The organism is Arthrobacter sp. 'calajunan' (genome assembly GCF_046940185.1).
Taxonomy (GTDB): domain Bacteria; phylum Actinomycetota; class Actinomycetes; order Actinomycetales; family Micrococcaceae; genus Glutamicibacter; species Glutamicibacter soli.
The window spans coordinates 1-18677 of record NZ_JBKZDY010000002.1 but is presented as its reverse complement, the minus strand read 5'-3'; the positions used below and the strand labels follow the sequence as shown (position 1 = coordinate 18677).

At 66.7% G+C, this 18677-nt stretch carries 17 protein-coding genes; 12 read left to right on the top strand and 5 right to left on the bottom strand.

The genetic code is table 11. The features are described from left to right. The first annotated feature begins 135 nt into the window (after positions 1-135). The gene (locus RF641_RS02555; protein ID WP_161449622.1) at positions 136-1650 is read left to right on the top strand and encodes a DUF5129 domain-containing protein; all 1515 of its coding nucleotides are present in this window, start codon (positions 136-138) and stop codon (positions 1648-1650) included. A gap of 68 nt (positions 1651-1718) precedes the next feature. On the opposite strand, the gene RF641_RS02550 is transcribed toward RF641_RS02555, so the two are convergent. From RF641_RS02550 to RF641_RS02540, 3 genes are all read right to left on the bottom strand, one after another. After that, positions 1719-2636 (bottom strand): amidohydrolase family protein, encoded by a 918-nt coding sequence (locus tag RF641_RS02550; protein WP_120989578.1) that lies wholly within the window; start codon positions 2634-2636, stop codon positions 1719-1721. Positions 2637-2698: 62 nt separating this feature from the next. Then, entirely contained in the window at positions 2699-2983 is a 285-nt protein-coding gene (locus tag RF641_RS02545; protein ID WP_161449621.1) for a hypothetical protein, read from the bottom strand. Between the two features lie 77 nt (positions 2984-3060). After that, entirely contained in the window at positions 3061-4029 is a 969-nt protein-coding gene (locus tag RF641_RS02540) for a quinone oxidoreductase family protein (RefSeq protein WP_052772615.1), read from the bottom strand. Positions 4030-4207: 178 nt separating this feature from the next. Here RF641_RS02540 and argC point away from each other — a divergent pair, with 178 nt between their 5' ends. From argC to RF641_RS02510, 6 genes are read left to right on the top strand one after another with little or no spacing between them, the layout of a single operon-like run. Continuing rightward, positions 4208-5239 carry an N-acetyl-gamma-glutamyl-phosphate reductase gene (gene argC / locus RF641_RS02535; RefSeq protein WP_424572425.1) on the top strand — a complete coding sequence of 344 codons (1032 nt, stop codon included), beginning with the start codon at positions 4208-4210 and terminating at the stop codon, positions 5237-5239. A 38-nt stretch (positions 5240-5277) separates the two neighbouring features. Beyond that, positions 5278-6450: a bifunctional glutamate N-acetyltransferase/amino-acid acetyltransferase ArgJ gene (argJ, locus tag RF641_RS02530; protein WP_424572650.1), complete on the top strand. Its 1173-nt coding sequence runs from the start codon at positions 5278-5280 to the stop codon at positions 6448-6450. Positions 6451-6483: 33 nt separating this feature from the next. Continuing rightward, positions 6484-7422: an acetylglutamate kinase gene (gene argB, locus RF641_RS02525; protein ID WP_053797733.1), complete on the top strand. Its 939-nt coding sequence runs from the start codon at positions 6484-6486 to the stop codon at positions 7420-7422. Continuing rightward, complete coding sequence (locus RF641_RS02520) at positions 7419-8687, top strand: acetylornithine transaminase (protein WP_181728029.1); 1269 nt, start codon at positions 7419-7421, stop codon at positions 8685-8687. The genes argB and RF641_RS02520 overlap by 4 nt, the downstream gene beginning before the upstream one ends. Before the next feature lie 29 nt (positions 8688-8716). After that, the gene (gene argF, locus RF641_RS02515; RefSeq protein WP_047121185.1) at positions 8717-9676 is read left to right on the top strand and encodes an ornithine carbamoyltransferase; all 960 of its coding nucleotides are present in this window, start codon (positions 8717-8719) and stop codon (positions 9674-9676) included. Positions 9677-9678: 2 nt separating this feature from the next. Further along, the gene (locus tag RF641_RS02510) at positions 9679-10182 is read left to right on the top strand and encodes an arginine repressor (protein ID WP_047121186.1); all 504 of its coding nucleotides are present in this window, start codon (positions 9679-9681) and stop codon (positions 10180-10182) included. Positions 10183-10503: 321 nt separating this feature from the next. Here the strand turns inward: RF641_RS02510 and RF641_RS02505 are convergent, their stop codons facing one another. Beyond that, the gene (locus RF641_RS02505) at positions 10504-11055 is read right to left on the bottom strand and encodes a macro domain-containing protein (protein ID WP_113606574.1); all 552 of its coding nucleotides are present in this window, start codon (positions 11053-11055) and stop codon (positions 10504-10506) included. Between the two features lie 296 nt (positions 11056-11351). On the opposite strand from RF641_RS02505, the gene argH reads away from it, so the two are divergent. The 5 genes from argH (at position 11352) to tyrS (ending at position 18127) form a co-directional block, all read left to right on the top strand. Then, a complete protein-coding gene (gene argH, locus RF641_RS02500) occupies positions 11352-12770 on the top strand; it encodes an argininosuccinate lyase (RefSeq protein WP_047121188.1) in 1419 nt (472 codons plus the stop codon). 98 nt (positions 12771-12868) lie between these two features. Next, positions 12869-13609, top strand: coding sequence for a maleylpyruvate isomerase family mycothiol-dependent enzyme (locus tag RF641_RS02495; RefSeq protein ID WP_047121189.1), 741 nt, complete (start codon positions 12869-12871; stop codon positions 13607-13609). A gap of 113 nt (positions 13610-13722) precedes the next feature. Next, positions 13723-14262, top strand: coding sequence for an adenine phosphoribosyltransferase (locus RF641_RS02490; protein ID WP_047121190.1), 540 nt, complete (start codon positions 13723-13725; stop codon positions 14260-14262). A gap of 106 nt (positions 14263-14368) precedes the next feature. After that, entirely contained in the window at positions 14369-16648 is a 2280-nt protein-coding gene (locus tag RF641_RS02485; protein WP_120989572.1) for a HelD family protein, read from the top strand. A gap of 159 nt (positions 16649-16807) precedes the next feature. Further along, positions 16808-18127, top strand: coding sequence for a tyrosine--tRNA ligase (gene tyrS / locus RF641_RS02480; protein ID WP_047121191.1), 1320 nt, complete (start codon positions 16808-16810; stop codon positions 18125-18127). A 342-nt stretch (positions 18128-18469) separates the two neighbouring features. On the opposite strand, the gene RF641_RS02475 is transcribed toward tyrS, so the two are convergent. Continuing rightward, positions 18470-18677, bottom strand: a 208-nt coding sequence (locus RF641_RS02475; protein ID WP_424572424.1) for a hypothetical protein, incomplete at its 5' end; no start/stop codon positions are given.

The window sequence follows — 18677 nt, the reverse complement described above, 5'->3', positions numbered from 1 at the left end:
CCCGCGGCGGCCATCCGAACTGCGTGGTCAGTTGGGAATGCAATTGAGGTTCGAGACTTCGTTTGAAATAGCCGATACGATGGCTTAAAGCCATTGTTGCGATGATCGACCTGCTATTGGACCGGAGTTCTGCACATGCAATTTCGCCACTCTTTGACTCGATGCTCTGCCGCGGCGGCCGTGGTCCTGTTGGGGCTAGCCCCGGGACTTCCGGCAGCTGCTGCCAGCAGTTCAACGATCGGCGTCGCCGCCGGAGCGAATCTGGAGGGCATCAGCGTCTACGACACGGCCGATGTCCTCAATGATGAGAAGATCAAGGACGCCCTCTCAAGCATCGATTTCAACGAGCCTACAAAGGTTGCGGTCTTCTCCCGCCAAGGCGAATACTCCGACGACATCAACAGCGAAACACTCGCGTTCGCAAGGGAGGAGCATCCTGAATGGATCTCGCAAGATGCCGAGGACTACGGCGACTATTGGGCCGACGGATACTTCATCATCACACTCTCGGTTGAGGGACACGGCGACGGCCAGATCGGAACCTACTTCGGCGAAGACCGCAAGGTTTCAACGAGCCAGATGGAATCCATCCACGAGGCAGGATATGAGGACTTCAACCTCTCGCGCTGGACCGACGGCGTGATCGCCGTTGGCGCCAAGGGCGCGAAGATCATGAACCGACCGTGGTACAAGAACCCCGCCCTGTGGATCACCACCGGTGTCGCCGGCGGCGCCGCGGGAGCGACGGGTTTGGTGGTTCTCGGTGTCAGGGCTTCACGGCGCAAGGAGTTCGAAGCGAACCTCAGCACCGGACGGGAGCATCTAAGCAATGTGACCATGGATTTGGATACCACCGAGCTGTCCGCCCGTACCTTGCCGACCGGCTCGCGCCATGCGGCGGATCTGGAACGTCGTTTCGCCGATTTCATGGCCAAGTACCGCACGTTGTTCGCCCGGCAACAGGAGCTTGAAGCCGCGACGAAGAAAACCCGCTCCTCCGGCTCCGGTGTCGCCCTGTCCAAGGACTTCATCGATACCGCCCAGCAGCTGGACGCGACCGATGACGCGATCATCGCCGCCGCAGCGCTCTACACCAGGTCTGCCACGTGGCAAGAGGCCTGGCGGGCGCAGACGGCTCCGATCCTTGAAGACCTGGCGGAACTCCCCGAGTTGCTCGGCGGCCCGGACAAGAAGCTGGGCCCGGCCGGGAGCGCGCTGCGCTCATTCGCCGACACGGCGCAGCAGGAAGTGCAGGCCGTCGGCACGGACTTGGCCGCGCAGGTGATCGATGTCGATACCGCCCTGGACCGGCTCAGCGAACTGCGCAAGCAATTAACCGAACGCCTCGACGCCTACGCCGCCGCGCGGATCGGCGCCTACGCCAAGTCCGAGGCCGAAGAAAAGCAAATGCGCGCGAAGCTGCGCAAGCAACGCTACGCCTCCACCGGAACCCGCAGCGGCGGGTCGATCCTGGACGTCACCAGCCCGGCAGAATTCTTCTGGCGGGTCAGTGCTTTCAACATCGGCTATCAATCCGCGGTCAAGGCAGTGAACAGTTCCCGCCAGGCGGCCAGCTCGTCCTCCGGAGTCTCCACCGGTTACTCCGGAGGCGGCAGTTTCTCCGGCGCCGGCGGTTCCTCCCGTTTCTAGGGCGCTGCACCCGAAGTTGTCGAGCAGGTGGCCGCACCGGCTCGATCTGCGCCGGTCGCCCGAGCTGGCTAGACCGCCGCGCGCACCTGGGCCAGCAGGCGCTGCGGCGTTTCCCAGAGGACCTCGCGCATCCACTGCTCGCCCAGGCCCAGGGCGTCGAGGGCCTGGAGCTGGTGGCTGTAGGGGTAGGGGATATTGGGGAAGTCGGTGCCGAGCACGACCTTGCCTGCCAGCTGCGCCAGCAGTGCGCGGTAGCCTTCGGGCATCGGCGCGAACTGCTCCGTGAAATCGGTGGCCAGCATGGTGGTGTCGAGATAGACGTTCGGGTGCTCCAGCGCCAGCTCGGCGAACTCGCGGTAGTCAGGCAACCCCGCATGAGCGATCACCAGCACCAAGTCCTCATGGCGCGCCAGCAGCCGGCGGATGGGCTCGATGCCGGTGTGCTGTCCCTTAAGCGGGCCGTTGCCGCAGTGGATGATGACCGGGGTGCGGGCTTCGGCCACCAGCTGCCAGGCCCGATCCAGCAGCGGATCGTTGGGATCGAAGTTTCCGACCTGGACGTGGATCTTGAAGACCTCAACGCCCGATTCGAGGCAGTCCCTGACCTGCTGTTCGGTGCCCTCCTCGGGATAGAAGGTCCCGGAGGCGATGGCCTGCGGATGGAGCGCCGCGAAGTTCTTCGAGTACTCGTTCAGCCAGTCGGCCATGCCCGGGCGGTGCGCATAGTTCAGGGTGCTGAACCGGGCGACGCCCAGCTGCTCCAGGGTCGCGACGCGTTGCGCCTCGTCGGTGCGGTAGCTGATCGGCCACGGCAGGTCGCCATCCGCTTCGCGGCCATCGAAGAACGCCCAGACCTTGTCCAGCACGTTTTGCGGCATGAAATGCACATGCAGGTCGATCAGCCCCGGAAGGCCCAGTCGGTGCAGGTAGTCCTTGATCTCGGCATCATTGGCGGGGCTTCGTTGCTCCCGGGGAAGATGTTCCACTGGTGAACTCCGTGGGTTGTCGGTACGGGGTAATGAGGGCCGGCCGCGGGCCGGAGGCCGGATCAGTCCAGCAGCGCCGCGGTCCGGGCGACGGCGAAAGCCAGGAAGCACAGCGCTCCGGCAAAAAGTGCCCAGTCGACGACGCCGAAGGAGGAAAAGTCATTGGCGAAGCGCTGGCGCATGCTGGTGCGCTGGATGGCCTTGGCCCGCGCCGAGCTTTGCCGGTTCCGATGCACGTGGCGGCCGTGGCCGCCATCCGAATTCTCGGACTTGGCACTGAACACTGCGTAGAACAACAGCAGGAACAGGCCCGCTCCCAGAAGCCAGGAGATCGCCAGTGAAGCCAACAGCTCATTCAAGGTAGTCGATTATGGCGGGAGGCCGCCTGCCGCGGGGCACAGGCCCCGCAGCCGCGGCGCCGAGGCTAGGGAACGAGCAGCACCTTGCCCGTGGTGCTGCGGGACTCCAATGCGGTGTGGGCCGCCGCGGCCTCGGACAGCGGGAAGCTCGCGCCGATGCGCACATCCAGCTTGCCTTCGGAAGCCCAGCGGAAGATGTCGCCGAAACGCCAGTGCATTTCGTATTCGGTGGCAATGAAGTCGTCGAGCTTCGGTCGGGTGACGGTCAGCGAGCCGCCGGCGTTCAACCGCTGGAGGTTGAAGTCCGGCACCTGGCCGCTGGCTCCGCCGAACAGCACCAGGGTGCCGCGGCGGCGCAGCGCGGTCAGCGAGGTCTCGAAGGTGTCCTTGCCGATGCCGTCGTAGACCGCATGCACCCCCTGGCCGTCGGTGACCTTTTCGACGGTCTGAGCCACCTGGCCGTAGTCCACCACGTAGTCCGCACCGGCCGCCTTGGCCAAGTCCTTCTTCTCCTGGGTGCTGGCGGTGGTGATCACCGTAGCGCCTTTGAGCTTGAGCAGCTGGGTCAACAGCAGTCCCACGCCGCCGGCGCCGGCGTAGGTCAGGATGACATCTCCCTCGCGCACGATGTAGCTCGAATTCACCAGGTAGTGGGCGGTCATGCCCTGCAGCGGCAGCGCGGCGGCCACCTGCAGGTCTACGCCGGCGGGAACGTGGCCCGCCCGTGCGGCATCGACTACCGCGTACTGGGCGTAGCCGGCGGTGCCGGAGGCGGTCGCGACCCGGTCGCCGACGGCGAAGTTCTGCACGCCCTGCCCGACTTCGGTGACGACTCCTGAGAACTCCGAGCCCGGGGTGAACGGGTAGTCGACCTTGTAGACGCCGCTGCGCTGGTAGGTTTCGATGAAGTTGACTCCGGCGGCGGCGACCTTCACTTGCACTTGCCCCGGCCCCGCGGACGGAATGGGCGCCTGTCCCAGAACCAGCCCCTTGGCATCCGAGGGTTCGGCAACGAGTATGGCTTGCTGCTGCATGGGGGAGCGCTCCTGTGGAAGATTGACGTCGGCCCGCATCGCCCGGGCCACTGCTAGGCCCAGTCTATGACTCGAGCCTGCATGGTGGCTGGTCGAAAGCGCCCATGTCGGACTTCATGACAAACTAAGTTATGAATATTTATTAGCCTCTATGCATATTTTGCGGTAAGCTCTGGTCATGACGATTTCAGTTGCTGTCTCCGGTGCCAGCGGGTACGCCGGCGGCGAGGTTCTGCGCATCCTGGCCGCCCACCCCGACGTAGAAATTGGCGCCATCACTGCGCATTCCCAGGCCGGGCAACGCCTGGGCGGCATCGCCCCGCACCTGCATGCGCTCGCCGACCGCGTCCTGGTGGACACCACCGTGGAAAACCTCGCCGGGCACGACGTCGTCTTCTTGGCCCTGCCGCACGGCGCCAGCGCCGCCGTGGCCGAGCAGCTGCCCGAATCCACCCTGGTCATCGACGCCGGAGCCGACTTCCGCCTGGAATCCGCCGAGGCCTGGGAGAAGTTCTACGGCACCAAGCACGCCGGTTCCTGGCCCTACGGCCTGCCCGAGCTGCCCGGACAGCGCGAAAAGCTGGTCGGCGCCAAGCGCATCGCGGTGCCCGGCTGCTACCCGACCGGCGGCCAGCTCTCGCTGGCTCCCGGCTTCGCGGCCAATCTGCTGGAACCGGACGACGTGGTGATCGTGTCCGCCTCGGGTACCTCCGGTGCCGGCAAGAGCGCCAAGACCCACCTGCTGGGCGCCGAGGTCATGGGCTCCATGAGCACCTACGGCGTGGGCGGCGTGCACCGCCACATCCCGGAGATGGAACAGGGCTTCTCCAAGCTGGCCGGCGAACCGGTGACCGTCTCCTTTACCCCGACGCTCGCCCCGATGCCGCGCGGCATCCTGACCACCGCCACCGCCAAGGTGAAGCCCGGGGTCACCGAAGCGCAGCTGCGCGAGGCCTGGGCCGCGGCCTACGACAACGAGCTGTTCGTCCACCTGCTGCCCGAGGGCCAGTGGCCGACCACCGGCGCGGTGCAGGCAAGCAACCACGTCCAGCTGCAGCTGGCCTTCGACACCCACGCCAACCGCGTGATCGTCTCGGTGGCGCTGGACAACCTGACCAAGGGCACCGCAGGTGCCGCAGTCCAGTCGATGAACATCGCGCTGGGACTGGAAGAAAACACCGGATTGCTCATGCAAGGAGTCGCCCCGTGAGCCTCGCCCACACCAATACCCACCCATCCGCCAACGCCCTGGGCGTCACCGCCCCGGCGGGCTTCACCGCCGCCGGCGTGCCGGCGGGCCTGAAGTCCACCGGCAAGAACGACGTGGTCCTGGTGCGCAACCTCGGACCCGACTTCGCCGCAGCCGGCGTCTTCACCTCCAACCGCGTGGCAGCCGCCCCGGTCAAGTGGTCCCGCCAGGTGCTGGCCGACGGCCGCATCGACGCGGTGCTGCTGAACTCCGGCGGCGCCAACGCCTGCACCGGCGCCGAGGGCTTCGGCAACACCCACCGCAGCGCCGAATACGTGGCGGACCTGCTGAAGGTTTCCGCCGGCGACGTCGCAGTGGCCTCCACCGGCCTGATCGGACAGCAGCTGCCGATGGACAAGCTGCTGTCGGGCATCGCCGCGGCCGCCGCCGCGCTGGCCGGTACCCAGGACGCCTCCGACCAGGCCGCCGCCGGCATCATGACCACGGACTCGGTCTCTAAGCAGGTCAGCCGCGTGGTGGGGGATTCCACCACCGGCCAGGTCATCATCGGTGGCATGGCCAAGGGCGCGGGCATGCTCGCCCCGGCGCTGGCCACCATGCTGGTCGTGCTGACCACCGACGCGGCGCTCACCAGCGAGCAGCTGGACGCCGCGCTGCGCAGCGCCACCGCGATGAGCTTCGACCGCGCCGACTCCGACGGCTGCATGTCCACCAACGACACCGTGCTGCTGCTGGCTTCCGGCGCCTCGGGCATCACCCCGGACGCCGCCGAATTCACCGCCGCGCTGACCGACGCCTGTCAGGAGCTGGCAGCCCGCCTGATCGACGACGCCGAGGGCGCGGAGCACACCATCGCGATCCGCACCTTCAACGCCGCCACCGAGGCCGACGCCCTGGAGGTCTCCAAGGCCGTCTCGCGCTCGAACCTGGTCAAGACCGCGGTCTTCGGCAAGGACCCGAACTGGGGACGCGTGCTCTCCGAGGTCGGCACCACCCAGGCCGCCTTCGAACCGGACGAGCTGAACGTCGCCATCAACGGCGTCTGGGTCTGCAAGAACGGCGGCGTGGGCGAGGACCGCTCGCTGGTTTCGCTGGAAGATCGCAACGTCACCATCGACATCGACCTGAACGCGGGCACCGCGCAGGCCACGGTGCTGACCAACGACCTGACCCACGACTACGTCCACGAGAACTCCGCCTACTCCAGCTAGGCCCGTCCCTCGACGAGGACAAAGGAAGAGCACATGCCTGAGAACACCCGCACCGACGTCGGATTGGCCCAGCGCAAGGCCGAGGCGCTGATCGAGGCCCTGCCCTGGATCCAGCGCTTCGCCGGCACCACCATGGTCATCAAGTACGGCGGCAACGCCATGGTCAACGAGCAGTTGCGCCGCGCCTTCGCGGAGGACATCGTGTTCCTGCGCCACGCCGGGATCAACCCGGTGGTGGTGCACGGCGGCGGCCCGCAGATCAACAAGATGCTCGACACCCTGGGCATCGAGTCGGAATTCCGCGGCGGGCTGCGGGTGACCACCCCCGAAGCCATGGACGTGGTGCGCATGGTGCTCACCGGCCAGGTCCAGCGCGACCTGGTCGGCCTGATCAACTCGCACGGCCCCTACTCGGTGGGCATGTCAGGGGAGGACGGCGCCACCTTGCAGGCCATCCGCACCGGCACCATCATCGACGGTCTGCCCGTGGACCTGGGCCTGGTCGGCGAGGTGACCCGCGTGCGCACCGACCAGGTGGACTCGCTCATCGACGCAGGGATGATCCCGGTGATCTCCACCGTGGCTCCGGAATTCGACGCCGAGGGCGAACCGACCGGAGCGGTGCTCAACGTCAACGCCGACACCGCCGCCGGCGCCCTGGCCACCGCGCTGGGCGCCTCCAAGCTGGTGATCCTCACCGACGTGGAGGGCCTGTACAGCGCCTGGCCCGACAAGTCCTCGCTGATCACCTCGCTGAGCACCGACGAGCTGCGCGAGATGCTGCCGTCCCTGGAATCGGGCATGATCCCCAAGATGGGCGCCTGCCTGGACGCCGTGGACTCCGGCGTGGGCCAGGCCCACATCGTGGATGGCCGCGAACCGCATTCAATGCTGCTAGAAATCTTCACCACCGCCGGCGTGGGTACCCAGGTGGTCCCCGCCGCACCAACAAATCAGAAGGACCAGAAGTGAGCGAGAGCGCCGCCGCAACCGAAGCAACACCGAGCGGGAACTCCCAGGCCGCCGACCTGGCCGGATTGGGCAACCAGTCATCGGCCGCGCTGGCCGAGCGCTACTCCAACAGCCTGCTGGGCGTGTTCGGCGCGCCGCAGCGCGTGCTGGTGCGCGGGGCCGGCTGCCACGTGTGGGACGCCGACGGCAACCAGTACCTGGATTTGCTCGGCGGCATCGCGGTGAACACCCTGGGCCACAGCAACCCGCTGCTGACTTCCGTGATCACCTCGCAGCTTGCCACGTTGGGGCATGTCTCCAATTTCTTCACCTCGCCCACGCAGATCGCGCTGGCCGAGAAGCTGCTGCAGATCTCCGCCGCCCCGGCCGGCTCCAAGGTGTTCTTCGCGAACTCCGGCACTGAGGCCAACGAGGCGGCGCTGAAGCTCACCCGCCGCAACGCGGGCACCGAGCAGGCGCCGCGCACCAAGGTGATCGCACTGGAGCATGCCTTTCACGGCCGTACCCTGGGTGCGCTGTCGCTGACCTACAAGGAGAAGTACCGCGCCCCGTTCGCGCCGCTGCCCGAGAACGTCACCTGGATCCCCGCCGGGGACATCCAGGCATTGCGCGAGGCGGTGGACCACACCGTTTCGGCAGTGTTCATCGAGCCGATCCAGGGCGAGGCGGGTGTACTGGAGCTGTCCGCCGAGTACCTGCAGGCGGCCCGCGAGATCACCACCGAGGCCGGCGCGCTGCTGGTCTTCGACGAGGTGCAGACCGGCATGGGCCGCACCGGCGAGTTCTTCGCTTCCGCGCCGGTGATTCCGGACGTGATGACTCTGGCCAAGGGCCTGGGCGGCGGCTTCCCGATCGGCGCGATGATCGTCTTCGGTGAGGCCAACACCTCCTGGCTGACCCCGGGCGACCACGGCACCACCTTCGGCGGCAACCCGGTGGCCTGCGCCGCCGGCCTGGCGGTCATCCACACCATCGAAAAGGACAACCTGCTGGCCCACGTGCGCGAGACCGGCGCCTGGCTGCGCGAGCAGCTGGCAGGCGTTCACGGCGTGGGCGCGGTGCGCGGCGCCGGCCTGCTCAACGCCTTCGAGCTGCTGAACGGCTCGGCGCCGAAGATGGTCGCCGCCGCGCTGGACGCCGGCTTCATCATCAACGCCACCGACGAGCGCACCATCCGCCTGGCCCCGCCGCTGGTCATCACCCGCGAGCAGCTGGCCACCTTCATCGCGGCGCTGCCCGGCCTGCTGGCCGCTGCCGCAGCCTAAGAACCACCTCAGACTTTAAGGAACACACCATGAGCGCAACCCGCCACTTCCTGACCGACCTGGACTTCACCCAGGCCGAGCAGACCAAGGTGCTGGACCTGGCACTGGCCATGAAGGCCGACAAGTACGGCTTCACCCCGTACGCCGGCCCGCAGACCGTCGCGGTCTTCTTCGACAAGACCTCCACCCGCACCCGGGTCTCCTTCCACGCCGGCATCGCCGAATTGGGCGGCTCCCCGCTGATCATCAACTCCGCCGAGTCCCAGCTGGGCCACAAGGAGTCCATCTCCGACTCGGCCAAGGTGCTCGAGCGTATGGTCTCCACCATCGTGTGGCGCACCTACGCCCAGTCGGGCCTGGAGGAAATGGCGGCGAACTCCTCGGTGCCGGTGATCAACGCGCTCTCCGACGACTACCACCCCTGCCAGCTGATCGCCGACCTGCTCACCGTGCGCGAGCACAAGGGCGCGCTGGCAGGCCTGAAGATGGCCTACCTGGGCGACGCTGCCAACAACATGGCCAACTCCTACCTGCTGGCCGGGGTCACCGCGGGCATGCACGTGGCCATCGCCGGACCGGAAAGCTACCTGCCGGCGGCCTCCATCGTCGCCGCGGCGCAGGAGCGCGCCGCGCTGACCGGCGGCTCGGTCACCATCACCACCGACGCCGCCGCCGCGCTGGCGGACGCCGACGTGGTCGCCACCGACACCTGGGTCTCCATGGGCCAGGAAGAGGAGAAGGAAGCGCGCCTGAAGCTGTTCACCGACTACTCGGTCACCTCCGCGGCGATGAAGCACGCCAAGGACGACGCCATTGTGCTGCACTGCCTGCCGGCCTACCGCGGCTACGAGATCGAGGCAGAGGTCATCGACGGCCCGCAGTCGGTCGTCTTCGACGAGGCCGAGAACCGCGTGCACGCGCAGAAGGCGGTCATGACCTGGCTCATGGTCGCCTCCGGCTTGGCCGAAGACCCCAGGGTGGAGCTGTAAACATGGCTTCGCAGCCCAGTACGAAAACCGCCCGCCAGGCGCGCATCCGCGCATTCCTGGGCAACAACTCGGTCAAGTCCCAGGCCGAGTTGCTTGGCTTGCTCAAGGACGACGGGCTGGAAGTCACCCAGGCCACGCTCTCGCGCGACCTGGTGGAAATCGGCGCGGTGCGCATCCGCGACAACCTGGGCCAGCTGATCTACGCGGTGCGGCAGGAAGGCGGGGACCGCTCTCCGCAGACCGCCATCACCCAGGAGGTGCTGGACGCCCGGCTGGCCAAGATCTGCGCCGAGCAGCTGGTCACCGCCGAGGCCTCCGGGAACATCGTGGTGCTGCGCACCCCTCCGGGCGCCGCGAACCTTTTGGCCCTGGCCATCGACCACTCGCAGATGCCTTCCATCCTCGGCTGCATCGCCGGGGACGACACCATCATGGTCACCACCCGCCAGGTGGACGGCGGCGCCGAGGTGGCCGCCCGCTTCCTGCAGCTGGCCGAGCCGAGCTAGAACACGGCGGATCCTCCGCAGCCCAATGACGATGCCGGGCGCGGAATGTTATCCACATTCTGCGCCCGGCATCGTTGCGCCCGCGCTCGGTGCGCCATCATCGGTGCATGGGCGGCCGCGGCCCTGCCCGCGGTACCGCGGGCGCCTTGCCCGGCGCGGCCGTCCTAGCCGTCCGGGCCCGCGCCGCAGCATCCCCCAAGCGCGGCCGGTGCGCCCGGGCGGTGCCCGGCAATCGCGCTGCCAAGACAGCGAAGCCGCCGCGCACCTTGCGGTCCGCGGCGGCTATTGTGCATCATGAGCGGCTTTGGGAGCCGCGCGCTGCTAGGCTGCCAGCTCCTCGACGGCGTTCAGCGTGAAGGCTTCCTCGAAGGCCGCCTGCACTTCGTCGTTGTAGGCGACCAGGACGATCCGGTGGATCGGGGAGATGTGCTTGTTGGTCTGGACCCACTCGTTGATGGCCGTGAAGGCGATCTGCGCAACCTGCTTGGGATCCCAGCGGAATGCCCCGGCGCCCAGCGCGGGGAAGGCGATCGAATGCGCCTCGTGGCGGGCTGCCACATACAAGGAGTTCTTGAAGCAATCGGCCAGGATCTTGGGGTTCGGCTTGATCAGGGCCAGGTTCGGGGCTGCCGTGTGGATGACCCACTTGGCCTTGAGGTTTCCCGCCTTGGTTGCCACGGCGACACCCGAGGGAATGCCGTCAGGATAGCGATTGGCGCGGACTTCGCGGCATGCGGCCAGCAAGGCCGGACCCGCTGCTGCATGGATGGCACCGTCCACGCCTCCGCCGCCGAGCAGGGACGGGTTGGCTGCGTTGACGATGGCGTCCACGCTCAGGGTGGTGATGTCACCGCGGAACAACTGGATATCCATTTGATTTCCTCCAACGACGTATCCGTATACGACTATGGCTTCACCTTACGCCGGGGCCATGCTTCGTGGAAGAGGGAAGCCGCCAACTGTTGGCGAGCGCGACGGGACTTCTTCCACTTTCCACAGGAAGGGGTTTCGCAAGGCCTGGGGGAACTCACCTGAGGTTGATGCATATTTATGAGCAACATTGCATAAACCTTTGCTAGAGTAGGATTCAGCGAAATAAACTCCACCGCGCCCGCCGGCGAAACCGGTTGGGCGCGCGGCGGAATCCGGGCAGCAGAAAGGAACGAGCCATGGCCTCGTCAACAAATGAAGGATCGCTCTGGGGCGGCCGTTTCTCCGACGGTCCCGCGGACGCAATGGCCGCGCTGAGTAAATCCACCCACTTCGACTGGCGCCTGGCCAGCTACGACATCGCCGGCTCCCGCGCCCACGCCAAGGTGCTGCAGCGTGCCGGCCTGCTCACCGAGCAGGAACTGGCCGACATGATCGCCGCGCTGGACAAGCTCGAGGCCGACGTGCTGGACGGCACCTACACCGCCGCGCACTCCGACGAGGACGTGCACGGTTCGCTGGAACGCGGGCTGCTTGAGCGCGCCGGCACCCAGCTGGGCGGCAAGCTGCGCGCCGGACGCTCGCGCAACGACCAGATCGCCACCCTGGGCCGCATGTTCCTGCGCGACCACGCCCGTATCATCGCCGGCGGCGTCATTGACACCCTCGACGCGCTGCTGGGCCAGGCCAAGGCCCACCCGTACGCGCCGATGCCGGGCCGCACCCACCTGCAGCACGCCCAGCCGATCCTGCTCTCGCACCTGCTGCTGGCCTACGCCTGGCCGCTGCTGCGGGATGTGCAGCGCTTCGTGGACTGGGACAAGCGCGCTGCAGTCTCCCCGTACGGCTCCGGCGCGCTGGCCGGCCAGACCCTGGGCCTGGACCCGAACTTCGTGGCCGACGAGCTGGGCTTCGACTCAGCCGTGTTCAACTCGATCGACGGCACCGCCGCCCGCGACGTGTTCGCCGAGTTCTCCTGGATCGCCGCGATGATCGGCGTGGACCTGTCCCGCGTGAGCGAAGAGGTCATCCTCTGGGCCACCAAGGAATTCAGCTTCGTGAAGCTGCACGATGCCTTCTCCACCGGCTCCTCGATCATGCCGCAGAAGAAGAACCCGGACATCGCGGAGCTCGCCCGCGGCAAGGCAGGACGCCTGATCGGCGACCTGACCGGCCTGCTGGCCACCCTGAAGGCGCTGCCGCTGGCCTACAACCGCGACCTGCAGGAAGACAAGGAGCCGGTGTTCGACGCAGCGGACACCCTTGAAATCCTGCTGCCCGCCGTGGCCGGCATGATCGAAACCCTGACCTTCAACACCGAGCGCATGGCCGGCCTGGCCCCGCAGGGCTTCGCGCTGGCCACCGACATCGCCGAGTGGCTGGTACGCCAGGGCGTGCCGTTCCGCGACGCCCACGAGCTCTCCGGCGCCGCCGTGCAGCTGGCCGAATCGCGCGGCGTGGAGCTGTGGGACCTAAGCGACGAGGACTATGCAGGCATCTCCGAGCACCTGACCCCGGCGGTGCGCGAAGTGCTCTCCACCGAGGGCTCGCTCAACGCCCGCAACGGCCAGGGCGGCACCGCCCCGAGCGCTGTCGCGCAGCAGATCACCGAGTTCGAGCGCCAGCTTGACGAGGTCCGCGGCTGGATCGCCAAGTAGCCTGGACCGGCCGGTGGCCGGAGCCGCACCGCAGGAATCATGCGGCGCGGATCCGGCCGCCTACGCATTTAAGCCCTACTCGCGATACAGTGTGGGTCATGACACAGATACTGGCGCCGGACGCACTCATTTCTCAGGTCACCACCGCATTGGATGAGCTGCGCGAACAGGTGCGCGGCGTCGACTTCCAGAACTACCCCAAGGCCAGTTCGCTGCCGGGCTGGAGCACCGCCCAGCTCATTGCGCACCTGGCCTCCTTCGCGAAGGCAGCCCGCCGCCAGTTCGAGCGCGCCGGGCAGGAACCGCCGCTGGAAATGTACGACGGGGGAGCGGCCGGCCGCATCGAGGCCATCAACATGACAGCGCTGATGCGCCCCGAGGCGCTGCTGGAGCTGACCAACACCGCGCTGGCCGAGCTGCGCGAGGTGCTGCCTTCCGCCGCCGGCAAGTGGGAGGAATCGGTGGGCTACCGCCCCGGCGCGAAGGTTGCGGACATGATGTACGCCACCTGGCGAGAGATGCTGATCCATGCCACCGACCTTGACGAGTTCGTGCGCCCTGCTTCCAGCTGGCCGGCCGAATTCTCTGAGCATCTCTTCCGCGCGCTGGCCGCCCGGGTGCCTTCCGAGGACCGCCTGGTGCTGCAGCCCCACGGCAAGTCCCCGGTGGTGCTGGGCGCCGGGGAGAACTCCTGGGTGCTCTCCGGAACCGAGTTTGATCTGGCAGCATGGCTTGCCGGCCGTCCGGCCGCCGGTCCGGTGCAGGCCACCGCGGCCGCGGACGCCGCCGACTACCCCGAGCTGCTGCCCTGGCCGAGCGACCGGCTGATGAACCGCTAGTGCCGGGCCGGCGGAACCGAGGCCGTCGGCCGCAGTTCCCTTCCGGGAACTGCGGCCGAGGCAGTTAAGCCGCGTGGTTCGAAGAGCCCCGAGTACGGCTAAAATTGTGAGGCGTGAATACTACTGAGAGCATTACCGACCTGCTGGACCGTTTGTGCGCGATTGTCCCCGACTACCCGCAGCCCGGAATTTCATTCAAGGACCTGACTCCGGTCTTCGCGGACCCAACGGGCCTGCGCCGCATGGTCGACGAACTGATCGCCCCGTTCGAGGGCCAGTTCGACATCGTGGCAGGGCTGGAGGCCCGCGGTTTCGTGCTCGCCGCGGCGGCCGCCTACGCCTCCGGCAAGGGAATGCTGACCATCCGCAAGGCAGGCAAGCTGCCGCGCGAGGTCTACCGCGACGAATACACCCTGGAATACGGCTCCGGCTGCCTGGAAATGCACCGCGACGAGATCGCCCCGGGCACCCGGGTGCTGATTCTGGACGATGTGCTGGCCACCGGCGGCACCGTGGGCTCGGCGGTGCGCCTGGTCGAGCTGACCGGCGCCGTGGTCGCGGGCATCGGCGTGGTGCTGGAACTCGACGGCTTAGACGGCCGCGCCAAGCTGGACGGGCACGAGGTCGTCTCGCTGCAGCTGGTGCACTCCTGAAGTAACACGTCGGCTGGTTACGCCGCCCGCGAAGCGGATTACCGGCCGCCGCCGCGGCACGCGTAGAATTGTCTGTCCTGTGAATTTAGCGCAAGGGGAAACTGGGTTGTCCGAAACGATCGAACAGGATCTGTCCGTCGAGACCGAGTACGTGGGGAAACTGTACGCAAGGCTTGATGAATTGCGCGCCGAAAAGGTGGAGCAGCTCGGACGCACCCGGGCGCAGGGCGCCGTGGGCAGCTTCCAGAACATGTCCGAGCGCGACTCCTTCGCGACCCTGTACGAGGACCGCATCGCGCAGCTGGATGCAGTGCAGGACCGGCTGGTCTTCGGCCGCCTGGACATGGCCGCGGCCAACGGCTCCAACGGGGATCCCCAGGCGGAGGAGAACCGCATCCGCTACATCGGGCGTATCGGCCTGAGCGACGAGGACCTCAACCGGCTGATGATCGACTGGCGCGCCGCCGAGGCCGCGCCGTTCTACCAGGCGACCGCGCTGAACCCGCGCGGCGTGCGCCGCCGCCGCCACCTGATGCTCTCCGGGCGCACCGTGGCAGGCATCGAGGACGACGTGCTGGACGAGACCTGGCTTGACGAGGGCCACACCCACCACGGGGAAGGCGCGCTCATGGCGGCGCTGCGCGAAAAGCGCACCGGCCGCATGGGCGACATCGTGGGCACCATCCAGGCCGAGCAGGACGCCATTATCCGCGCGCCGCTGCCCGGGGCAGTGGTGGTCCAGGGCGGGCCGGGCACCGGCAAGACCGCCGTGGCGCTGCACCGCGCCGCCTTCCTGCTCTACGAATACCGCGAACGGCTGAAGAACGCCGGCGTGCTGATCGTCGGGCCCTCGAATTCCTTCATGCGCTACATCGAGCGCGTGCTGCCCTCGCTGGGCGAGACCGGCGTGGTCATGTCCTCCGTGGGCGAGCTGTACCACGGGGTGCAGGCAGTGCCGGAAACCAACCGCACCGTGGCCCGGCTCAAGGGCCGGCCCTCCATGGCCCGGGTCATCTCCGCCGCCGTGCGCAACCGCCAGCGCGTGCTTCCCGAGGACCGCACCGTGGTGGTCGAAGGCACGCGGCTGACGTTGACCCGCAAGATGGTGCTCAACGCGCGCGAACGCGCCCGCCACACCCACAAGCCGTACAACCAGGCCCGCGAAACCTTCGTGAAGGTGCTCGTGGGGGACCTGGCCGAGCAACTGCGCCGCAAGCTGGAGGAATCGGCCGGGCAGTCCTCGACCACCGACCGCTCCTACCTGCCGCAGGAAGTGCGCGAGTCCTGGGACGTGCGCGTGGCGCTGAACCTGTGCTGGATGCCGATGACCCCACAGAAGCTGGTGCGCGAGCTGTTCGCCAACCCGCACCTGCTGGCCGCCGCCGCGCCGAAGCTTTCCGAAGCCGACCGCGACGCGCTCTACCGCCGGGTCGATGCCCCGTTCACCGAGGCCGACGTGCCGCTGCTTGACGAGGCCGCCGAGCTGCTGGGCGAGTTCGAGGACCCGCACGCCGCCAGCAACCAGGCCCAGTACGACCGCGACGTGGAAAACGCGCAGGCCGCGCTGGTGAACATGCATACCATGCTGGAAAACGCAGGCATCGACGGGGTGGTCACCGCGGAGCAGGTCGCCGGCGTCAACCAGGAGACCGCTGCCCGCCAGACCGCAGCCGAGCGTGCGGTCGCCGACCGCACCTGGGCCTACGGGCACATCGTGGTGGACGAGGCGCAGGAGCTCTCGCCCATGCAGTGGCGCCTGCTGCTGCGCCGCTGCCCGATCAAGTCCTTTACCATCGTGGGGGACATCGCCCAGACCTCCGCGGCCTCGGGCGCGACCAGCTGGGCGCAGGCGCTGTCGCCGTTCTTCGGCGAACGCTTCACCTTGGAGGAGCTGACGGTCAACTATCGCACGCCGGCGCAGATCGCCGACGCCGCGGTGCGTGTGGCCCAGGCCGCCGGGCTGAACATCACCACCCCGCGCGCCGTGCGCGAGGGCGACTGGCCTCCGCTGCTGACCAAGACCACGGGCGCGCAGCTGGATGACACGTTGCGCGCGGCCCTGGCCGAGGAACTGGAGTATTCCGCCGGAGGCCTGCAGGCGGTCATCGTCCCGCAGGACCAGCTGGCCCATACGCGCGACGTGATTTCCGCAGCCTACGGGGACCGTGTCGGGGAAGGCTCCGGCGGGTTGAGCCAGGACATCGTGGTGATTTCCGCCCGCGAATCCAAGGGCCTTGAATTCGACGGCGTGATCATCTTGGAACCCGAGCAGCTGGTGGCCGAGGTCGACGGGGGAGTGGGGGACCTGTACGTGGCGATGACCCGCACCACCCAGCGCTTGCGCGTGGTTTACACCGGCGAGCTGCCCGAGGGGATGGAAGCCTAGGAGCGTCGGCCGCGCGAACTGGCATACAGCCGCCGCGAACCGATAATCTAGGAAGTGCGCACGCCAGGAAACCCCAACTGGCTGCGCCGTAGTGAACTTCCGCTGGAAGCAGCGGGAGCAAAGGGGCAGAACATAGACAGAAAAATGGTCAAAGTTAGCATGTCTGAAACCAATCAGAATCCCGTTATTGCGGGACAGAGTAATGATTCCTCCTTCGCGAATGTCTGGCAGGAGCTGAAGTGGCGCGGCCTGGTGCACGTGTCCACCGACGAGGCCGAGCTGGAGCGGGCGCTGTCCGAGGAGACCATTACCTACTATTGCGGCTTTGACCCCACCGCGCCGTCGCTGCACCTGGGCAACCTGGTGCAGCTGCTGAACATGCGCCGCCTGCAGCTGGCAGGCCACAAGCCGCTGGCACTGGTGGGCGGTTCCACCGGTCTGATCGGTGATCCGCGCCAGACAGCCGAGCGCACCTTGAACACCAAGGAGACCGTCACCGAGTGGGTTGCCAAGCTGCAGGCTCAGGTCTCGCGCTTCCTGTCCAACGAGGGCGAGAACGCGGTGCGCCTGGTCAACAACCTGGACTGGACCGCGCCGCTGTCCGCCCTGGACTTCCTGCGCGACGTGGGCAAGTACTTCCGCGTGGGCACGATGATCAAGAAGGAGATCGTGGCCGCGCGCCTGAACTCCGACGAGGGCATCAGCTACACCGAGTTCTCCTACCAGGTGCTGCAGGGCTACGACTACCTGGAGCTGTACCGCCAGTACGGCTGCACCCTGCAGACTGGTGGCTCGGACCAGTGGGGCAACCTGACCAGCGGCACCGACCTGATCCGCAAGGTGGAGGGCAAGTCCGCGTACGCCTACGGCACCCCGCTGATCACCAACTCGGACGGCACCAAGTTCGGCAAGTCCGAGGGCAACGCGATTTGGCTGGATGCGGAGATGTGCTCCCCGTACACCTTCTACCAGTTCTGGCTGAACACCGCCGACGCCGATGTGATCGACCGTCTGAAGGTCTTCACCTTCATGTCGCGCGAACAGATCGAGGCCTTGGCTGTGGAAGTTGCCGAGCGCCCGTTCAAGCGCCAGGCCCAGCGCGAGCTTGCCTGGCAGGTGACCAGCCTGGTGCACGGAGAAGACGCCACCACCAAGGTGATCGCTGCTTCCGCCGCGGTCTTCGGCAATGGTGAACTGGGCGAGATCGACCTGTCGACCCTGCAGGCAGTGATTGCCGAACTGCCAATCGTCCAGGTGGCGGCCGACGACCTCGGCATCCTGAACGTGCTGCACGCTTCGGGCCTCAGCGAGAGCTTGTCTGCTGCGCGACGCACCGTCGGCGAGGGCGGCGCCTACGTGAACAACGAAAAGGTCGAGGGCATCGACAGCGAACTGTCTGAAGCCGACTTCCTCCATGGCCGCTACGCCATCGTTCGCCGCGGCAAGAAGAACATGGCTGTCGTCGAACTGACTAAGTAAAAACCAAGCAAAACCGCCAAAGAATCTGTGAACCATCACACTTTTTTGGCGGTTTTGTTGTACCCGAAACATGAAATACCTAGTCAGACTGGTAAATGGGTTAGTTTCCGGGAGTACTAGGCGGATTTTGCGTGGGGGCGCAGGGCGTGTAAAGTTTTATCTCGCGCCGCTGACACGGACCGAACGGAAACGGGCGGGAAGTCAATGCGAAGCGAACAGGCTTGGAACGTCGAGTTGACACTGGTCAACGAGGTGGTAAGCTTGAAAAGTTGCTCCGGAGCGAAGCAGTTCGAACCCTTTGGGTTCGGGATGCGGTGTCGAGAGTGTTTGTTGTTTGAGAACTCAATAGTGTGCCAAGTTTGTTGATACCAAATTATTTTTTGTTTGGTGAATACGAAACATTTTGCTTGGGATGATGCACCACCGTGTGTTGTTCCGAGTGTTTTTATTCGCCAGGATTTCATCACCACGTGTGGCCCCGTCTTTTTCCGGTGGGGTTGTGGTGGCTTTTTGTTTTTTATGGAGAGTTTGATCCTGGCTCAGGATGAAC

What these genes read in the sequence shown, in the direction of transcription:
- RF641_RS02555 (WP_161449622.1), top strand. Translation starts at nt 136, where the DNA reads ATGCAATTTCGCCACTCTTTGACTCGATGCTCTGCCGCGGCGGCCGTG.
- RF641_RS02540 (WP_052772615.1), bottom strand. Translation starts at nt 4,029, where the DNA reads ATGCAGCAGCAAGCCATACTCGTTGCCGAACCCTCGGATGCCAAGGGG.
- argC (WP_424572425.1), top strand. Translation starts at nt 4,208, where the DNA reads ATGACGATTTCAGTTGCTGTCTCCGGTGCCAGCGGGTACGCCGGCGGC.
- argB (WP_053797733.1), top strand. Translation starts at nt 6,484, where the DNA reads ATGCCTGAGAACACCCGCACCGACGTCGGATTGGCCCAGCGCAAGGCC.
- argF (WP_047121185.1), top strand. Translation starts at nt 8,717, where the DNA reads ATGAGCGCAACCCGCCACTTCCTGACCGACCTGGACTTCACCCAGGCC.
- RF641_RS02510 (WP_047121186.1), top strand. Translation starts at nt 9,679, where the DNA reads ATGGCTTCGCAGCCCAGTACGAAAACCGCCCGCCAGGCGCGCATCCGC.
- RF641_RS02505 (WP_113606574.1), bottom strand. Translation starts at nt 11,055, where the DNA reads ATGGATATCCAGTTGTTCCGCGGTGACATCACCACCCTGAGCGTGGAC.
- argH (WP_047121188.1), top strand. Translation starts at nt 11,352, where the DNA reads ATGGCCTCGTCAACAAATGAAGGATCGCTCTGGGGCGGCCGTTTCTCC.
- RF641_RS02495 (WP_047121189.1), top strand. Translation starts at nt 12,869, where the DNA reads ATGACACAGATACTGGCGCCGGACGCACTCATTTCTCAGGTCACCACC.
- tyrS (WP_047121191.1), top strand. Translation starts at nt 16,808, where the DNA reads ATGTCTGAAACCAATCAGAATCCCGTTATTGCGGGACAGAGTAATGAT.